At 47.5% G+C, this 18,847-nt stretch carries 14 protein-coding genes; 4 read left to right on the top strand and 10 right to left on the bottom strand.

From position 1 onward, the window contains the following. Nucleotides 1-431: 431 nt before the first annotated feature. Both F3J22_RS16610 and F3J22_RS16605 read right to left on the bottom strand, forming a co-directional pair. On the bottom strand, nucleotides 432-3,035 hold the full coding sequence (locus tag F3J22_RS16610; RefSeq protein WP_167019073.1) for a polynucleotide kinase-phosphatase: 2,604 nt from the start codon (nucleotides 3,033-3,035) through the stop codon (nucleotides 432-434). Nucleotides 3,036-3,078: 43 nt separating this feature from the next. Then, nucleotides 3,079-4,449: a 3' terminal RNA ribose 2'-O-methyltransferase Hen1 gene (locus F3J22_RS16605; RefSeq protein WP_167019072.1), complete on the bottom strand. Its 1,371-nt coding sequence runs from the start codon at nucleotides 4,447-4,449 to the stop codon at nucleotides 3,079-3,081. 165 nt (nucleotides 4,450-4,614) lie between these two features. On the opposite strand from F3J22_RS16605, the gene F3J22_RS16600 reads away from it, so the two are divergent. Next, entirely contained in the window at nucleotides 4,615-4,929 is a 315-nt protein-coding gene (locus tag F3J22_RS16600; protein WP_167019071.1) for a hypothetical protein, read from the top strand. A gap of 6 nt (nucleotides 4,930-4,935) precedes the next feature. Here the strand turns inward: F3J22_RS16600 and F3J22_RS16595 are convergent, their stop codons facing one another. From F3J22_RS16595 to F3J22_RS16560, 8 genes are all read right to left on the bottom strand, one after another. Next, on the bottom strand, nucleotides 4,936-5,574 hold the full coding sequence (locus tag F3J22_RS16595; protein ID WP_167019070.1) for a hypothetical protein: 639 nt from the start codon (nucleotides 5,572-5,574) through the stop codon (nucleotides 4,936-4,938). 9 nt (nucleotides 5,575-5,583) lie between these two features. Next, complete coding sequence (locus tag F3J22_RS16590) at nucleotides 5,584-6,357, bottom strand: nucleotidyltransferase domain-containing protein (RefSeq protein WP_205195373.1); 774 nt, start codon at nucleotides 6,355-6,357, stop codon at nucleotides 5,584-5,586. Between the two features lie 166 nt (nucleotides 6,358-6,523). Beyond that, nucleotides 6,524-7,030, bottom strand: coding sequence for an SMI1/KNR4 family protein (locus tag F3J22_RS16585; RefSeq protein ID WP_167019069.1), 507 nt, complete (start codon nucleotides 7,028-7,030; stop codon nucleotides 6,524-6,526). A gap of 45 nt (nucleotides 7,031-7,075) precedes the next feature. Continuing rightward, nucleotides 7,076-8,410 carry an anaerobic C4-dicarboxylate transporter family protein gene (locus F3J22_RS16580; RefSeq protein ID WP_167019068.1) on the bottom strand — a complete coding sequence of 445 codons (1,335 nt, stop codon included), beginning with the start codon at nucleotides 8,408-8,410 and terminating at the stop codon, nucleotides 7,076-7,078. A 27-nt stretch (nucleotides 8,411-8,437) separates the two neighbouring features. Further along, entirely contained in the window at nucleotides 8,438-9,727 is a 1,290-nt protein-coding gene (locus F3J22_RS16575; RefSeq protein WP_167019067.1) for a dicarboxylate/amino acid:cation symporter, read from the bottom strand. A 164-nt stretch (nucleotides 9,728-9,891) separates the two neighbouring features. Continuing rightward, on the bottom strand, nucleotides 9,892-12,597 hold the full coding sequence (gene mgtA / locus F3J22_RS16570) for a magnesium-translocating P-type ATPase (protein WP_205195370.1): 2,706 nt from the start codon (nucleotides 12,595-12,597) through the stop codon (nucleotides 9,892-9,894). Nucleotides 12,598-12,850: 253 nt separating this feature from the next. Further along, nucleotides 12,851-13,207, bottom strand: coding sequence for a VOC family protein (locus F3J22_RS16565; protein ID WP_167019065.1), 357 nt, complete (start codon nucleotides 13,205-13,207; stop codon nucleotides 12,851-12,853). A 27-nt stretch (nucleotides 13,208-13,234) separates the two neighbouring features. After that, on the bottom strand, nucleotides 13,235-13,537 hold the full coding sequence (locus F3J22_RS16560) for a hypothetical protein (RefSeq protein WP_167019064.1): 303 nt from the start codon (nucleotides 13,535-13,537) through the stop codon (nucleotides 13,235-13,237). Between the two features lie 274 nt (nucleotides 13,538-13,811). Here F3J22_RS16560 and F3J22_RS16555 point away from each other — a divergent pair, with 274 nt between their 5' ends. The 3 genes from F3J22_RS16555 to F3J22_RS16545 all read left to right on the top strand — a co-directional run bounded on the left by F3J22_RS16555 (nucleotide 13,812) and on the right by F3J22_RS16545 (nucleotide 18,832). Beyond that, entirely contained in the window at nucleotides 13,812-14,363 is a 552-nt protein-coding gene (locus tag F3J22_RS16555) for an RNA polymerase sigma factor (RefSeq protein ID WP_167019063.1), read from the top strand. A 103-nt stretch (nucleotides 14,364-14,466) separates the two neighbouring features. After that, nucleotides 14,467-15,408 carry a FecR family protein gene (locus F3J22_RS16550; protein WP_167019062.1) on the top strand — a complete coding sequence of 314 codons (942 nt, stop codon included), beginning with the start codon at nucleotides 14,467-14,469 and terminating at the stop codon, nucleotides 15,406-15,408. A 73-nt stretch (nucleotides 15,409-15,481) separates the two neighbouring features. Then, nucleotides 15,482-18,832 (top strand): TonB-dependent receptor, encoded by a 3,351-nt coding sequence (locus F3J22_RS16545; RefSeq protein WP_167019061.1) that lies wholly within the window; start codon nucleotides 15,482-15,484, stop codon nucleotides 18,830-18,832. The last annotated feature ends 15 nt before the right edge of the window (nucleotides 18,833-18,847 follow it).

The raw sequence follows: 18,847 nt of genomic DNA, 5'->3' as shown, positions 1-18,847 counted from the left end.
CACTGCACGACTGATGCTGGTATACGAACCATGGGAATAGCGAATGCCTTGCACACACATCCTAAACAGAACGGAGCACTGCACGCCTGATGCCGGTATACGAACCATGGGAATAGCGAATGCCTTGTACACACGATCTAAACAGAACGGGGCACTGCGCGACTGATGCTGGTATACAAACTCAGGGAATAGCGAATGCCTTACCTACACGTCCTAAACAGAACGGGGCACTGCGCGACTGATGCTGGTATACAAACTCAGGGAATAGCGAATGCTTTGCACACACGTCCTAAAAAAGAGCGGAGCTCTGCACGACTGATGCTGGTATACAAACCCAGGGAATAGCGAATGCCTTGCACACATGATCAAAAAAGAACGGGGTACTGCACGCCTGATGGCGGGCAGTACCCCGATAATTATCAATAGTTGAATTACAACCTTGGATCTATAGGCTCACTTTCCAATGCCAGAATACCGAATACATACTTATGTACTTGTTGCAATGGCGCCTTTTCTGTAAACAGGTGAAGGGCTTCCAGGCCAAGTGCATACTCCCGCAATGCCAGCCATCTTTTCCGACTCAGCTTCCTTGGACGTAACCGCGTTATATTAGCAGGTGTATCATATTCAGGACCATAAATAATCCGCAGGTATTCACTTCCCCGGATTTTTACTGCCGGCTGAATGATATCTTTATCATCCTGGCTGAAGAAAGTTTGTGGTTTGATAACCATTCCCTCTCCTCCTGCCGCTGTGAGGCTTGTCCACCAGTCGATGGCAGCCTGCTCACTCGCCGCGTCACCAATCTCTACTAGCCTGTATGGCGTAGCCAGCAACATGCCTTCATCAGCAGCACATACTTCCGCAATGGTATTCATGTGCCATTCGTTTGTCTGGTCGAAGTAGGTTTTACCCTCTGTGGCCATAATATGGAATGGTGCCAGTTTGTAATCATCCAGACTATTTACCGGCCAGCAGTACTGCCTGTATGCTGTCCGAAACTTTTCCGCCTGTTCATTTTTGGTAGAATACAGCTCCAGCAAAGCCTGTGCAGGCATACCATTACTTACCGACTGCTGCAAAGCTGCTACCACATCACTTAATGCGTTCGTAGCGGCGGCACCGGTAGCGGCATACTGAAACCGCAACAACTGCCGTGCCTTCGCACTCCATGGCATTAATTCAGCATCCAGGCAAACCCAGTCCGTTTCCATTTTTTCATAGAAACCACTTTTTATCAGGGCATCATTAACACGATCTATGAAAGCCTGTTCCTGTGCCTCTTCATTGAAGAATGCCCGGCCCGTTCTCGTATATACGACACCTTTACCTTCGCCCTTCACGCCGAACCGCGTCAGCGCAGTATCTTCATCTTTACAAACAATTACAATCGCACGGGAGCCCATGTGTTTCTCTTCACAAATCACCTGCTTCACACCCTGACTCTCATAAAACCTGAACCCTTCCGCAGGATGTTCCAGCAAACTACCCAGACTACTGGTTTCTGCCGGCGACATCGTTGGAGGCAGGTAAATCATCCATTTGGGATTTACACCAAAACGCGACATCACCTCCAAAGCAGCAATGCTGTTCTCTTCACGAATCGCCACTGTATGGCCATACCGCGGTGCGAGATAATTGGTACCGATAAATTCATTAATATCCAATACTTCATCCGCCTGCTGCTGTGGTGTCAGGATGTTGTTTTCCCTGAAACCTATAGGCCTGGAAGGAACTGCATACTGTTCTTTTGCAGGCACCGCAACGATTTCCCGCTCCGGATACCTTAGCGCTGTCAGCGCCCCGCCAAATACACAGCCGGTATCAATATCTATGGTGTTATTCAGCCACTGTGCCGCAGGAACCGGCGTATGACCATACACAACCGTTGTTCTGCTGTTGTACTCCTGCGCCCAGTTATACCTTACCGGCAATCCGAATTCATCAATCTCCCCGGTAGTTTCACCGTACAGACAGAATTCACGTACCGCACCAGACATACGGCCATGCATATGTTCCCGCAGGCCGGCATGGGCTACCACCAGTTTACCATCATCCAGTACATAGTGACTGACCATACCATCAATGAAAGCCTTTACTTCTTCCTTGAATTCATCCGACTCCACAGACAACTGTTCCGCAGTTTTCTCCAAACCATGACGCAGCTGTACATTCCTGCCAATAAGGTATTTTACCAATTTCGCATCGTGGTTACCAGGCACGGCAAGTCCCTGGCCATTTTTCACGATGTTCATCACCATACGGAGTACCTGTGGTGAAGCAGGGCCGCGATCAACGAGATCTCCCACAAATACAGGCTTACGCGTAACGGTTTCACCATTGGAACGTACGGCTGAAGGCGCTGCAATAATAGCCGCGTTTTCTTTATCTACCTGGTACCCCAGTTTCTCCAGCAATGCACACAGTTCATCATAGCAGCCGTGTACATCACCGATGATATCGAATGGTCCGTTTTCATCTTTTTTATTGGTTGCACGTTTTTCTCTTTCTATAGCGATGATATTATCCGCAATTTCAACGCTATCCAGTTGCAACACCCTTCTGATGCCATCTTTCACAAGATACTTCAGACTGCGTCTCAGTTGCGACAACTGGTTAACGATCACGTGCCTGGCCACCTGCCTGTCTGTACGCACATCATTTCTTTCGAAACACACGGCATCAGGCATGTTCATCACGATGGCCACCACAGGAACATTATGTTCCCGGGCAAGGTCTATCCAGTCTTTACGGGCTTCCATTTTTACGTTGGTAGCATCTACCACCGTCAGCAGGCCCGCTTTGAGTCTTTTACCAGCAATAAATCTGGCGAGTTCGAATGCATCAGCAGAAACATCCTGATTATTTTCATCATCGGAAATTAATCCTCTGCATATATCAGAAGAAACGATTTCGGTAGGTTTGAACAGTCGGTGGGCAAACGTGGATTTACCGGAGCCACTTGCGCCTATCAGCATTACCAGCGACAAATCCGGCAGGGTTAACGATGTTTGCTCTATTTTTATCTTAGACATAATTATTTCATTTGTATGGCAGCACGCGTGGTGCTGCCGCTATTCAATCAGTATCGGGTATGGTGAACAGGGCCAGCTGGCTAGGAGCACCATATGTTTCGTGTACTTCTCCCAAATCCTGGTAGCTTACGTTGTACCTGAATTGTTCGGCTACTTTATTGCCCCAGGCCTGGAATTCGGCCCTGGTCCATTCGAAGCGGTGATCGCCATGTCTGAACTCTCCCGGCTGCAGCTTTTCGTACATAACGTTATACTCTACGTTTACAGTAGTAACGATCAGGTGCTTAGGCCGTGCAAATTCAAATACTACTCTCTCCAGGATTTCCAGTCGCGGCAAATCCAGGTGTTCGATCACTTCAATCAGTACGCCGGCATCAAATCCTGAAAGCCGTGTATCCCTGTACGTTAGTGATCCCTGCATCAGCTGAAATTTTTCTCTTTCCGCTTCCGGCAATTTATTCAACTTCAGTTTATGCTTTGCGATTTCGAGTGCGCTGTAGCTGACATCCATGCCTAATACTTTAGTGAGTGCGGGCATATCTTTCAGGAGCCGGAGGAATTTTCCTTCGCCGCATCCGAGATCTACCACGGTGGCAACTTTCAGCTCACCGAGCAAATCACGTACGGTATTCAGCCGCAGGTCGTGCAAACGGATTTTCTCTTTTGGCTTTTCATCATCCGTAGCACCTTCTTCCTTCAGATTAGTAGATAAAGCTTCCTTTGTCAGGGCAGCGATATTTTTCAAATACCTCCTGGTAATCATTTCCTGTTCAGGATGTGTTTCCAGCCAGCCTTTTCCTTTCTCATTCAGCTTTTCCACTTCCTGAGAATCCATGTAATAATGCTTATCGTTATCACATACCGGCATCAGGATATATAGCTGACGGAGTATAGCTGTGAGTGGCAGTGTATTTCGCAGGGTAACTTTAAAATACTGGCTCATGCCCCATTGCTCATATAACGGGTCGAGCATGAGCTGCTCCGCCATTACTTCATAGCCTAACGGTTCAAACAGCTGCCGGAGCAGCTTTTCACCACCTTTCACCCGAAGAACGGAAATGGATACCTCATACGGAATTGCTTCTGTAGTAAGTTCGGGTTTGTCTTTACAACGGCCATTCATCGCAGAGGAATAAACGTACGAAATAGCATTGCTCATAAACGAAGAGGCCACATACGGGCGGTCGTTTACATACTGATCAAGGGCAAATTCATTTGCGCCTTTACGCACCAGATGCACGGGATCAATGTCTAGAAGTAACGCTGCGGTGCAGGATTGTTCGGTAGCTTCAGGATAAAAAATGTGTGCACTGCCGGCAGAGAGTGAAACCTGCTGTACTTTAGCGGGATGCTTGTGTAACAGGTAACCCAGGTCGGTTGCGGGGTAACGGGTCGTCTTAATTGTCAATAACATCGGTTAACATGTGTTTCCTTTGAAACACCAACTTTAAAAATGTCCGCAAAGATATATGTTTATTTTTCAATTTGTCAAGTATTTTAAAAAGATTCTGAACAAAATTTCATACTCGATAATTATTCTATGTACAACTGTTGATCATCTCCCTAAAAAAAATTTACGATGGTACATACGCTGCAACAAATGATGGAACAGCTGGAGCAGGCTGTTCATCCGATGGCAAAAGCGCTATATAAAAGCCCTGGCACAAAGGTTTTAGCGTTGGCATTTAAAAAAGGTATGCGTTTAAAAGATCACAAGGCGCATGAACCTACCACCCTGTATGTATTAAGCGGCAGCGTTGTCTATGAACAAGGTGATGAAAAAAAGTCGCTGGCGCAATATGAGCAAACAGTGATCCCTGTAGAAATTACGCATGCAGTATTTGCCACGGAAGATAGTCTCTGCTTACTTGTACAGGGCGAAGAAGCGCCGTAGCATGGATTATGCAGTCACCTCGGCAATAGTCATATCCAGCAAGTCACCATTTCTTGGGCAATTACCTGCCATCATATCTGCTCTTTCGAAAGCAGGCAGCACCCTTTCCGGTGCCAGGTATTTCCCCAGCATGGTAGCGCCGATCCAGCGTTTATCCAGCGTTTGCACTATCTCGATTTCTGTATTTGGAAATTTCTTTTCTGCTGCCAACATATCAAATTGCTGATTTTGCAGGTACAGGGTTTGCTGTTTACCTTCTACCCAAACATCCAGGTAGAAGCCTTCCCCGCAGCATTCCTCGTCTTCTCTTACTAAGGCGCGGTGGGTGACAATATGCGCTACTTCTACCTGTACAAGCGCCGTCATTATTTCATTCATCTCGTTATTTCTACGTATCAAGCGTTTCAGCAGAATAATTCCTGCGATGCAGACAGCAGGCCCCAACATCACTAACCATAACGGCAAAGGCCATTCACCATTGGCGTCAGAGATGCGTCTATTTGTGACAGCAGAAATAAACACCGCCATCAATATTATTAATAATGACGACAATAATTTAGGCAGATTATTTTGCGGCACAGGTGTTCGTTGTGCCAGTAGTGCAGCCTCTTCATCAGTAATTACACGATGATAAACGGTATACATAGGCAGGGATTATTTATTCCATACTTCCGCAAGGGTATCCATAAACAACTTATCCAGCAGCGCAGTACTGGCAGGTTTTTGCGGTGCAATATCCTTTACAAACTCCTTGTAAAATGCCAGTTTTTCCTCCAGATATTGCTGCAACACAGGATTTGCCGGTTCAGTACTCAGTTCTTCTCCACTCATCTTTCTTACCAGCAGTGTTTCAATCGTTTCCTTTACCTGTGAATCAGTTACATATCTGTCCAGCAAAGGCCTGAACTCCGTAGGTGCCATGGTGTTATGCTCCCTGATCCAGTCGCAGGCCAGCAACGGGCGCAGCACATAGAAGTATTTTTTTACTCTCACCTGTTCGCCCAGGAGGTATTGTTCATAATTCCCTTCGGCCATATGCAGGTAATGGTGCAGACAGGATTTAGGATTGAAGAACTGCTTCTCCAGCTCACGCAGGCGTTCTGCAGTGGTATACGTTTCCTTGTAAATGATAGGACTGTGCAGCCATTCCAGCATAGGCGGATTCGACTTTCTGAAAAGACGTAACGCCTTTCTCAGCTCCCATCCTGCGAGGTCGATATCGTTGTCGAGGATCTTCTCCTGGCTATCTTTTTTATCATCTATTTTCAGGTACCATTCCAGCGGATGAATGTAGATATAACGCACATCCCAGTCGCTGTTCGTGGAGGCAAAGCCCCAGGCGCGGCTACCACTTTCTACTGCGTACAGGATTTTTATGTTGTATTGGGACTCCAGTTGGTCTATCTCTTTCTTTATCTCAGCTATCATAACGTCATAGGTTGGTGTAGATATATGCATTATATAAAATTTCCGGGAGATATTGGTGTTTTGTTAGTTTTTCTTTTTTTGAACGCCTTCGGCGTTCAAAAAAAGAAAAGGGTCTCCCCGTCTCTACTGAGTAGAGACAGGGAGACCCTAAGCCCATAGGGTAATATTATTGTTGTCTGTATTCTGCCGGATCGAATGGCTCAAACTCTCTCTCTACAAAAGCTTCTGTGAGTATACCCGTGCTGCAAAGCCATGCAATGGCGTCTCCCAGCGTATCTCCTATTTTGTAGATCATCTCCTCATGTCTTGGCAAAACATAATATTGCTGTTCAAACAAAATAATTTCATCGCCATCTAACGTATCTCCCAGTACAACAGATTGCAGGGCCTGATCTTTGGTCAGCACCTCTTTTCCTTCGTCCCAGAACCAGTATTGGTTAATTCTTTCCTGCCATTCTTTTTGTAAAAGCATAGTTACCTGTGGCAGGTATACACGAATATAGGTACCTCCTAAAATACCACAGCCATGGTTGGTTACATAGTCTTTGTAATCCTGATCTGTGGTGATGTCGAATGTTTTCTCCAGTAAGCTGATATCGTTGTTGGTGGCGGTAAACAGCTGCGTGCTGCTGGTATTCACATTAGGAATGATGGTGTATTGTTCCAGTGGCATGTTCACGTCTTTTTAAAAATTCACAAGACCACGAACATACGAATATTACACCATAAAACTGAGAAGAAATCCAACGGCTACGGCTACACTAACAGCCACGAGTCCGGGTACCATAAAACTATGATTGACTACGTACTTGCCTATACGAGTAGAGCCGGTACGGTCGAAGTCTATTGCCGCTACCAGCGTAGGATAGCCAGGCAGGAGGAAATCCCCGTTTACCGCCGGGAACATGGCGATCAGGTGCGGCTGTGTAATGCCCAAAGTTAATCCTATCGGCATCATCGTACGCGTAGTAGCCGCCTGACTAAACGTAAGCGCGCCCATGAAGAATAATGCAAAGGCGAATGTCCAGGGATGTGCGCCGGCGATATCTCCGAAGGTATGTTCTATCAGCGCTTCATTGGCGCCCATAAACGTTGCACTCATCCACACCACGCCCAGCACAGATACCAACGCAGATGCCATGGAAGTAAACAGACTCATCTTCGTTACTTCTACCGGCGAAATTTTTAATATCAGCATCATCATTGCCGAAGCGGATAAGGTAATCATGATGATCATACCGGTTAGATTAACGTCGCCGTTGGCATTTACTGCCAGTCCGGCTTCGCCGGCGCCTACATTGGGCAGCAGCTGCGGAAAGGCACCACAAAGGATGATCATTAATATTGCAATGCCGAATATCAACACTGCTGTTTTAGCACCTGGCTTGAGTTCTGTTTTATGCTCATCGGACGACTCAATACTCTTTGCAAAAGCGGGGTCTTTCATTTTTTCCTGGAAGATGGGATCATCGTTCAGCTCCTTCCCTTTTTTCCATACCGCCAGCACGCCCGCAAGGATACCTATCAGACAGGCAGGAATACAAACTTTTATGATATCGAGCGCCGCTGCCGGATAAGCCAGGATAGCAGCCAGCGAGGCCGTGGCGGCGCTCATCGGACTACCGGTAAGTGAAAGGTGTGCTGCAATAACAGAAATACTTAATGGCCTTTCGGGACGTATCCGTTTTTTGGCTGAAACCTCCGCAATGATGGGCAGCAGCGAGTAAACGATATGTGAAGTACCGGCAAACAGGCAAAGAAAGTAAGTGGTAAATGGTGCGATGAAGGTGATCTGTCCGGGGTTACGCCGAATAATCTTTTCTGCAATGCTAACCAGGTAATCGAGTCCGCCGGCAGCCTGCAAGGTAGCCGCCGTAGTAACGATGGCCAGAATAATCAGCAGTACTGCCACTGGTGGCTCTACTGGCTTCATATGAAATACCAGCACAAATATCAGCAGGCCTACCATGCCCATCACACCAAGGCCTATCCCCTTCATGCGGGAGCCTATCAGGATCATTAACAGTAATATCGCCAGTTCAACAAAGATCATAATATTAATTTTTCAGGTAGATGATGATCAGATTTGTTTGCCCGCATCTGCGGCTGCCAGCGCAGTTGCCTTTCGTTGTATGATGGTGGCTATCATACCGTCACCGCTAACGTTGACGACTGTACGGCACATATCCAGTGGCCTGTCTATCGCGAATATCAAAGAGATTGCAGCAGGATTGATATGTACCGATTGCAATACGATAATCAGCATGACGATGCCCGCTCCGGGAACGGCAGCAGAGCCAAATCCCGCCAGGGCTGCGGTGAATACGATGCTCAATACATCGCCGAAGCTGAGATCATAGCCCAGCGCCTGTGCGATGAAAACCACTGCCACAGACTGGTACAGCGTAGTTCCATCCATATTGATGGTAGCGCCTACCGGCCCAACGAAGCTGGTCACCTCTTCGCTGATGCCCAGGTTATTGCGCAGGCATTGCATGGTAACCGGCAATGTGGCCGCAGCGGAGCTGGTAGAAAAAGCCATCAGCTGCGCCGGCACCATGCCTTTGAGGAATTTTCCCGGTGGCATCCCTCCTATGTATTTTACTATTGTGGGGTAAATAACATATAGCAACAGTGCGAGTCCGAGCAATACGGTGAAGCCATACATGCCCAGCGCAATGAAAATATCTGCCGAAGGCGTCTCTGTCACCAGCGTTACCATCAGCGCAAAAACCCCGACAGGCGCGGCTGACATCACAATATTTATAATTCTTAATATCACCTCATTGGCCCCAGCGAAAAAATCGCGTACGGTCACTGTTTTTTCAGGAGGTATCAGCAGCAATGCCACACCGAATAACACGGCGAACATGATCACCTGTAGCATATTACCATTGGAAGTAGCGGCCTGAAATATATTGTCAGGAACAATTTCTACGAGCGGCTCCAGTGGCCCTTTGGCAACACTTTCTTTGGCTACCTGTACCTCTTCTGTTGCTTCGCCGGAATACTGGTACATGATTTTGTTACGGGTATCCGGCTGTATGAAATAGCCGGGCTTAATGAGGTACACCACCAGCAATCCTACAGCAATGGCTATAAATGTGGTAATGATATACCAGCCGAAGGTACGTATACCTATGCGCGACAGGCTGGTCATATCTTTGAGATCGGAGATGCCTTTGATGAGGGAGGTGAGGATCAGCGGCATGGCCAGCATTTTCAGGAGGTTCATGAAAATGGTGCCGAAAGGCTTGATCCAGTTACCGGCAAATGTTCTGCCGGCGGGTATTTTCAGTAGCACAAACCCCAACAGTATGCCCAGGCCTATGCTGATCATTATTTTCCAGTGTAATGGGATCTTCTTCATAGCGTTTCATCAACAGACGGGCATATTTAAATCCTGTCTACCTGACTAAACAGCCCGGTTGAAGAAATGTTCTGAAGGAAGCAGCAAATAGCGAATGCAGCAATACGGCCCGCGTTTATGCGGAACCGTATTGCTGCTATTTTCATGGGACAGTTACAGAGAGGTCAGAGCCATTCGGCGAATTTTCGTATATACCAGTTTTTTACCAGTTGGGTAAGCACACAATATCCCGTCAGGATGGCTACCAGCCATGGGAAATAACTGAATGGCAGCGGTTCCAGCTTCAGTACCGAAGCAAACGGTGAAAAAGGCAACAGGATACCGATCAGCATGATGAGAGAGGTCAGCGCCACTACCGGTGCGGCGGCCCAGCTCTGGATAAAAGGTATCTGCCGTGTACGGATCATATGTACGATCAGTGTCTGCGACAGCAGCCCTTCTATAAACCAGCCACTCTGAAACAGCGACTGATGGGCAGGTGCATTCGCTTTAAAAATCCAGAACATAATGGCGAAGGTGGCATAATCGAAGATAGAGCTGATAGGGCCTATCCAGAGCATGAACCGTTGAATACCGGCTGCATCCCATTTGCGGGGCGTCTGGAGGAATTCTTCATCCATTTTATCCCAGGGGATAGATATCTGGGAGATATCATACAGGAGATTCTGTACCAGCAGTTGCACCGGCAACATGGGCAGGAAAGGCAGGAAGGCGCTGGCCCCCAGCATACTGAACATATTTCCGAAGTTGCTGCTCGCCGTCATCTTGATGTATTTGATGATATTACCGAAAGTACGGCGGCCATAGATAACACCTTTACGTAATACCATCAGGTCTTTTTCCAGGAGGATGATATCAGCGCTTTCCTTGGCGATATCCACCGCAGTATCTACGCTGATGCCCACATCTGCATCGCGGAGCGCGGCGGCATCATTGATACCATCACCCATAAAACCAACTGTATGGCCCTTAGACTGCAGCACCCTGACTACACGTGCTTTCTGCAGGGGACTCAATTTAGCCAGTACCGCCACTTCATCGATCTGTTCACGCAGCTGCTCATCTGTTAGTTTGTCCAGCTCAGCGCCCAGTATTACGCGGTCAAAGGAGATACCGACATCGCGGCATATTTTCCGGGTAACGATGTCGTTATCGCCGGTAAGTACCTTTACGGAAACACCGAGTTGCTGCAGTGCTTCAATACTGGCTTTGGCAGAAGGTTTTGCGGGATCAAGGAATCCGATGAAGCCTGTCAGCACCATTTCATTTTCATCCGCTACGCTGTAGGTAATTTCCCTGGGGTCGAACTCCCGGATGGCCACCAGCAATACACGGAGGCCTTCTTCATTCAGTTTACGGGAAGTTTGAAGGATACGTTCGCGCATGGCAGTGTCCATGTGTACGATCGCGTCTCTTTCGATATGTACGTCCTTGTCTATGCCGGGCAGGAAGGCCTGGTTGCATAGTGCCAGCATTTCTTCCACCGCCCCTTTGCAGATCAGGAGATGTTTTCCGTTTTGTTGTTGCAGTACCACAGACATGCGTCTGCGTTGGAAATCGAAGGGTATTTCATCGATTTTGGAGAAATGTTCTTCTACTTTGAGGTAGTCGTGCAGTTCCACATGTTCCAGTACAGCCAGGTCCAGGAGGTTTTTGAGACCTGTCTGGTGGTAGCTGTTGAGGTATGCCCATTTCAGTACTTCTTCATCATCTTCCCCGAAGATATTGAGGTGTCGTTCCAGGACAATTTTATCCAGGGTGAGTGTACCGGTTTTATCCGTACAGAAAACGTCCATGGCGCCGATGTTCTGGATAGCGTTGAGTCTTTTAACGATAACCTTTCTTTTGCTCATGGATACGGCGCCTTTAGCCAGGTTGGCGGTCACGATCATCGGCAGCATTTCGGGGGTGAGCCCTACCGCTACCGCGATGGCAAACAGGAGGGCTTCCATCCAGTCGCCTTTCACGAGGCCGTTGATGATAAAGATGAGTGGCACCATTACCAGCATGAACCGGATGAGGAGGTAGGATACTTTATTGACACCTTTATCGAAGCTGGTTTCGGCGCGTTTGCCCACGATAGATTTGCTGAGGGAGCCGAAATAAGTTTGGTTGCCGGTGTTGATAACGATGGCGGTGGCGGCGCCACTGACTACGTTGGTACCCATGAAGCAAATATTTTCCAGGTCCAGCGGCGAGGCTCCCGGTAAAAAAGGAACTGGCTGAAAATTCTTTTCTACGGGGAGGGATTCGCCGGTGAGCATGGCCTGGGAGACGAACAGGTCTTTGGAGTGGATGATGCGGCAATCGGCGGGGATCATATCTCCGGCTGAGAGGAAGATAATATCTCCGGGCACGATGTGGCTGATATCCGTTTCCTGTTTGCCGGTTTCTTTACGTAAAACGGATGCGGTGGTTTTCACCATGCTTTTCAGTTGTTCGGCGGCGCGGTTGCTTCTGAATTCCTGGAAGAAGCGGAGGAGTCCACTAACCATTACCATGACACCGACCATGGCAACAGTTTTATAGTCTTCTTCTCCTGGTGCTGCCGTCCATACGTCCATGATAAGGGATATAATGGCGATAATGAGCAGAATACCTATAAAAGGGTTAATAAAGGCTGCGATGAGCTGATTAAACCATGCGGGGGCTTTTTCGTGTTGTACTTCGTTGGGGCCGTAGGTGCGCAGGTGCAGGGCGGCCTGTTCTGCGGAGAGTCCTTCTGCGGAGGCGTCCATCATGTCGAGGCAGCCTTCTATGGTATGCGAGCCTGCTTTGATGAGTCTGGTGGCTGCTTCTTCGTTTAGCCCGTTGCCGTTAGTAATTCCTGCTATGCGATATTTAATGGTTTTTGTTACTGTAGACAGCATAGTCATGTTTTTTATAGGTCCTGTACTTTGTTTCAGCTCCGTTTGCAGCGATACAAAGGTAGGCGGGTACGACCGGAGGGGTCGTTAGGGAGTCTATAAAAAATCATTAGAAAAATATTATAATTAATCAGAGAGATGATATTTTGTATTTCGTCTTTCTGTTTAGCGACGCCTTCGGCGTCGCTAAACAGAAAGAAAGCGCTCCTCCCACCAGTGGCGGGAGGAGCGCTTTCTTTCTGAAATTTATAGCGGGTTACAGCTGTTTCTCGGTTAATTCAACCCTTCTTCCATCCATGTCCTGTACCAGGGCCATGCGGCCCCATTCGGTATCGCGGGGCATGGTGACAATGGTAACATTCAGTTTTTGCAGGGTTTGCATGGTGAGTTCCAGGTTGGGAACGGTAAAGCCAAAGCGGGTAGTCTGGTCGGGTCCGTGTGCCGGAGCAGGGAGCGGATAGATTTCCAGTACCAGGCCTTCGTCGGTGCTGGAATAATGGAAGGGACCTGTTCCATGCTGATGGTAAACGAACTGGAAGCCGATGGCCGCATAAAATTCGACCTGTTGTTCAGGTTTATCTGTTTTGATTACCAGTAGATTTAATGTAGCCATATCTTTATTGGGTTATAGGTGCACAGGTTAGTTTTTAGCGTCCAGCTCCAGCAGGAGCTCGTTGGCAACATTGATCTCATAGGCCAGCAGATCATCCAGGCCTTCTTCCAGTTGCGTACTCACGGTTATATTGAGATAATGCCGGGCCTGGATAAATTCATCCCGGTTATAATAATACTGTCCGAGGGCGCAACTGGATTGCACCAGGTGCAGGGCATCGTCTGTTGCCAGACTTTCTTCATAGATGGCGTCCAGCAACTCTTTTGCGGCCTCATCCTTTCCCGTGTCGAGGTATATTAATGCTTTTCTGAAGGCGGCGTCCAGGTTCATATGATACTTTTTTGCGGGTGGTCCGATACAAACTGACCTTAAATATAAGGATTCTTTCGGGGAGATTGTTTAACATAAAATCAATGTCATATCATCGCAGGGATATTGTTTTATAAAAAGTAAATGCGTAATATAATAGTCGTAATTCCAGGTTATATTTTCGGGAGATACAATATCAGTTTTGCTATCAATACTTAACACAAACATAAACTTCCAAACTGTCCGGCGATAATTTCATCGTTATCTTTGGGCCAGCTTACGCAATTTTGCATTTATGCCAGAAAATATCAGGTGGGAACAGTTCCAGAAAGGTGATACCACAGCATTTGAGCTGATTTTCCAGGAACATTGGGATGCATTGATGAGATATACCTGTAGCATTATTTTTGACGATGCTATGGCGAAAGATATCCTGCAGAACTTCTTCCTGGAGCTATGGGAAAAAAGAAGTCAGCTTCCCGTACCAAGAGAGACAAGAGCCTTCCTCTTATTCCTCTTAAAGCTAAGAATCCTCAATGCCATGCGCAGAGAGGATATCCGCAGCCGTCACGAAAACAGTTTTGCCTTATTATTACAGGAACACACCAATACGACAACAGACCATATTTATTATAAGCAGTTATATGAAGAACTGCGTGAAAATATTCACCTGCTGCCACCCAGCGTAAAACAAGTATTTGAACTCAGTTGCTTCGAGCATTTATCTGTCCCTGAAATCGCTGCCAGACTGGGTACTTCCGAACAAACCGTACGTAATCAGCTGAATACCGCCAACAAAAAATTAAAGACCATGCTGAAAGGATCTGTAGCAAGCTTCCTCCTCTAATGTTACCAAAATGTTAAGTCAAAAAATCAGATAGTTATCGCTTTTGTGAGATGTGACAGTATAACAGAACATCGGTACAAATCATAGCTAAATCGATTTATAAGTGAGAAAGAAGGAGTTATACGAGCTGATTGCAAAATACCGCGCAGGACAGTGTAGTGCGGAGGAAGTAATAATATTAATGTCATGGTTAGACAAAATGCATACGGAAAAACCGGATGCCGTTTTGCCTGAAACGATGCAGGCTGCCGTAAAAGCAGCCGTCATGAAAAACATACAGCGCAGCAATAGCAACGGTACCCGTATCATATCCTGGCGTAAATGGGCCGCCGCAGCAGCTTTACTCCCTGTCATGGCAGTAGCAGGATGGTGGTGGAAAAATGCGGCTATACGTAAACCATCCATCGCCTGGACAAAAGTATCCACCGGCCTCAGAGAAGTAAGACAGATACAACTTCCTGACGGCTCACAGGTATGGCTAAACGCCGCTTCCTCACTGGAATACCCCAGCGATTTCAACACCAGGGAAAGGCTCGTCCGCATACAGGGCCAGGGATTCTTCGACGTGGAAAAAGATATCAGCAAACCATTCATGGTGGAAGCAGATAATATCCACGTAAAGGTATTGGGAACATCATTCTCCGTCACCTCCGCCAGCGGCCAGCCAGCAAGAGTAGCCGTAGCCACCGGTAAAGTACAGGTAACCGAAAACAACCAGGTACTGGGCATCCTGCATGCCGCACAACAACTGATCATCGCCGAAGATAAAGCCATGATATGCAGCACCGACAGCGTCAACGTCAGCAGCTGGACAACAGGAGAAACCATTCTTAACAACGTACAACTGCAACAGGTACTGTGGGAACTGGAAAGGTTCTATGGTATCAAATTCAATACAGCACTTGACCTGAGCGCATGCAAACTCACTGTCAACTTCAGCAGCAACATGACCTTACAGAACAAACTTGACATCATCAGTAAGATTGTGGTAGCACCGCGTATTCATTTCACAACGACAGACAATAAACACTACCTGATACGGTAACCAAAAGCATTCAATATTTAATACAACAACTATGCAGCCATCATTGCGTCAACACCTGAAACATCCCCGAAGGATGAAGCCAATACTTATGCTGTTATTGGCCGCCGTCCCTTTTACTGAAAGCTTCTCCGCATTCAGCCAGGCACTGGAACATGTAGTGCCTGGAGTGGAAGTTAAAAAAGGTCCGCTTACCACTGCCATCGTTTCCCTGGAACAACAGGCAGGTGTAAGAATTTCCTATGACCAACGCGCACTCGCCAACGTCCAGGTGACTACACATACCTGGAAAAATGAGAAACTGGCTAAAATTCTTGCAGAACTGCTCAACAGCACCGGCCTGCAATTCGAAGAACGCCAGAACACCATTGTGATCTACCCTGCTACACAAAACACTGTATCTGTACAACAACAGGACAAAAAAATTACAGGTACTGTAACCGACGCCAGTGGCCCGCTGCCAGGTGCCGTAGTACTGATCAAAGGCACTAATAAAGGCGCCATCACCGACGCCAATGGCCGCTTTACCATCAACGCCGCTACAGAAGGCCCTGTGGTATTAACCATCAGCATGGTGGGATACAAAGCACAGGACATCGCCTACAACGATGCGCCCCTGCAGGTTACATTGATATCTGCCAGCCGCGAACTGGGACAGGTACTGGTAGTAGGTTACGGTTCACAAAGCCGTACTAAAATCTCCGGCGCCATCACCGACGTTAAACTGGACAAACTCAACTCCCGCTCTGTCAACAGCGTGGAAGAAGCCATGCAGGGCAAGGCGCCTGGTGTTGTAGTTCAAAACCAGGGTGGCGATCCTACCTCCGCACCTAAAGTATATATCCGCGGTACAGGCGGTATCAACGGAGAAAATCCACTTTACATCGTTGACGGATCTATCTATAATGGCCTCATCAATCCGGCTGATATCGAATCTATTTCGGTACTGAAAGACGCTGCTGCTGCCATTTACGGGGCAAGAGCTTCCGGCGGTGTTATCCTGATCACTACCAAAAAAGGAAAGTCAGGCAGAATGAGTGTAAACGCTGACGCAAAAATCGGCGTACAGAACACTTATAAAACACTGAAGGTGCTGAACGCTGCCGAGTTCAACAACGTAATGAACCAGGCATATGATAACGCCGGCGTTGCCCGCAACCCAGCCTATGATCCGGCGCAGAACCCGGATGGTAACGTAACCCGTACCAACTGGATGGATGCCATCACCCGCGCTGCCAAACTGCAGGAATATAATGTAGATATCAACGGCGGTAATGATAAGTCGAAATACTTCATGGGCTTCGGCTACCGCAAGCAGGATGGTATCCTCCTGAATACCTTCAATGAAAGGTATAACTTCCGCCTCAACAGCGACCACCAGGTCACTCCATGGCTGAAGATCGGTGAAAACCTTTCCTATGCCTACTCTAACGGTAATGGCGCCAACACTACCAGTGCCTATACCGGTGCTATCCTCACGGCACTGTATTATACGCCAAGTGTTTCTCCTTACCAGCCTGACGGTTCTTTCAGCGGTTTGCCTGTTAAGTTTGCCGGTGCATACGGTGATGTGATCAACCCGGTGGCTTACCTCCAACGCCTGGATAGCAAAAAGCCGAAGAGCTTCCTGCTTATCAATCCTTATGTTGAAGTAAAACTGCCTGCTAACCTGACGTTCAGATCAAATCTGGCCATCAACAAGGTGTTTGATAACGAAAAAACATTTAATTCCCGCATACTGGAAATCGGAAAGATCTTCGACTTCAACAACCTGTATCTCTCTAACAGCAATATCAACGACGTACTGGCAGAACAAACGCTGACCTACGACAAGCAGCTCAACGACCACCACTTCAATGCTATTGGTGGTTACAGCTTCCAGCAGATCCAGCGCGATTATTTCAGTCTGCTCGTAAATAATTTCAATGATGAGCGGTCAGCTTTCCGCTACCCGCAAAACGGTGCTGCTGTTGATCCTAATGGATTTATCGGCGGTAAGGACAAACAGGCCATCGAGTCATTCTTCGCACGTCTGAACTATGACTACAAAGCCAAGTACCTGTTATCATTAGTAGGCAGAAGAGATGGTTCTAGCCTGGTAGCACCACAGAACCGTTATCAGAACTACTATTCTGTATCTGCAGGATGGGTACTGAGTAATGAAGCATTCATGAAATCACTGGTGTCCGGCAAAACACTTTCTTACCTGAAACTCAGGGCCAGCAATGGTTTATTGGGTAACCTCGGCTCCCTGCCTTCTGGTGCTGTGAGTCCGTTACTGGGTAAAACCACCACCTACTTCGGTTCCTCTATCGTTAACAACGGTTATGCGGAAACTGCGCTGGCCAACCCGAACCTTACCTGGGCTGAATCCAAGCAAACCAATATTGGTCTGGACCTCGGATTACTGGACAACAGAATCTATCTCGTTGCTGACTACTATGTAAAAAATACCATCAAAATGCTGCGTCAGAAGCCACCATTAAGTACCGACGGTGTGGCAAACGGCACCTGGATGAACGTAGGTGACGTGAGAGACAATGGTGTTGAACTGGGTATCACCTTCAACAGCAAACAAGGCAGCGAATTCCAGTACAGTGTAAGTGCCAACCTGGCTACTGTAAACAACAAACTGCTTAGCCTGGGCCTGGGTGACCAGGTATTATCTACTTCAGACATCAACATCCGCAGTTCTATCACACCTATCCGTATCCAGGAAGGCCATCCGCTGTATTCTTACTACCTGGTAAAAACAGCAGGCATCTTCCAGACACAGAAAGAGATCGATGATTATACCTACACCGATCCTAAAACCGGTGCTGTTACCAAGATCCAGCCAAATGCAAAACCAGGCGACCTGAAGTTCATCGATGCCAACAACGACGGTAAGATCAACAACAGCGACCGCCAGTTTATGGGCACACCATTCCCTAAATTTACCTATGGCTTCTCATTCAACGGCAGCTATAAAGGTTTTGATGTAAACATCTTTGTACAGGGAGTTCATGGCAACAAGATCTTCAATGCGCTGAAATATACCGGCCTCGCACCAATGGTGACCGGCCAGGGTTACAACCTGCTGGCGGATATCAAAAACGCCTGGACGCCTACCAACACCAATACCAACATTCCAAGAGTTTCTATCAGTGATCCTAATGGTAACTTCGGTACTACTTCCGACTGGTACCTGGAAGATGGCTCCTACATGCGTATCAAAAACATCACCCTGGGTTATACCCTTCCTGACAGACTTACGCAACGTGCACATATCACCAAACTGCGTGTATTCGTAACCGGTAACAACCTGCTCACCTTCACCAAATACAGCGGTATGGACCCTGAAGTAGGTACAGATACTTATGGTATCGACCTGGGGCGTTATCCGCAGGCAAGAGGTTTCATTGCTGGTCTGAACCTGAATTTCTAATACTAACCGGACATT

This window comes from Chitinophaga sp. Cy-1792 (genome assembly GCF_011752935.1).
Taxonomy (GTDB): domain Bacteria; phylum Bacteroidota; class Bacteroidia; order Chitinophagales; family Chitinophagaceae; genus Chitinophaga.
Note: the sequence above shows the minus strand (reverse complement) of the source record. Positions and strands in the feature narration are given on the sequence as shown.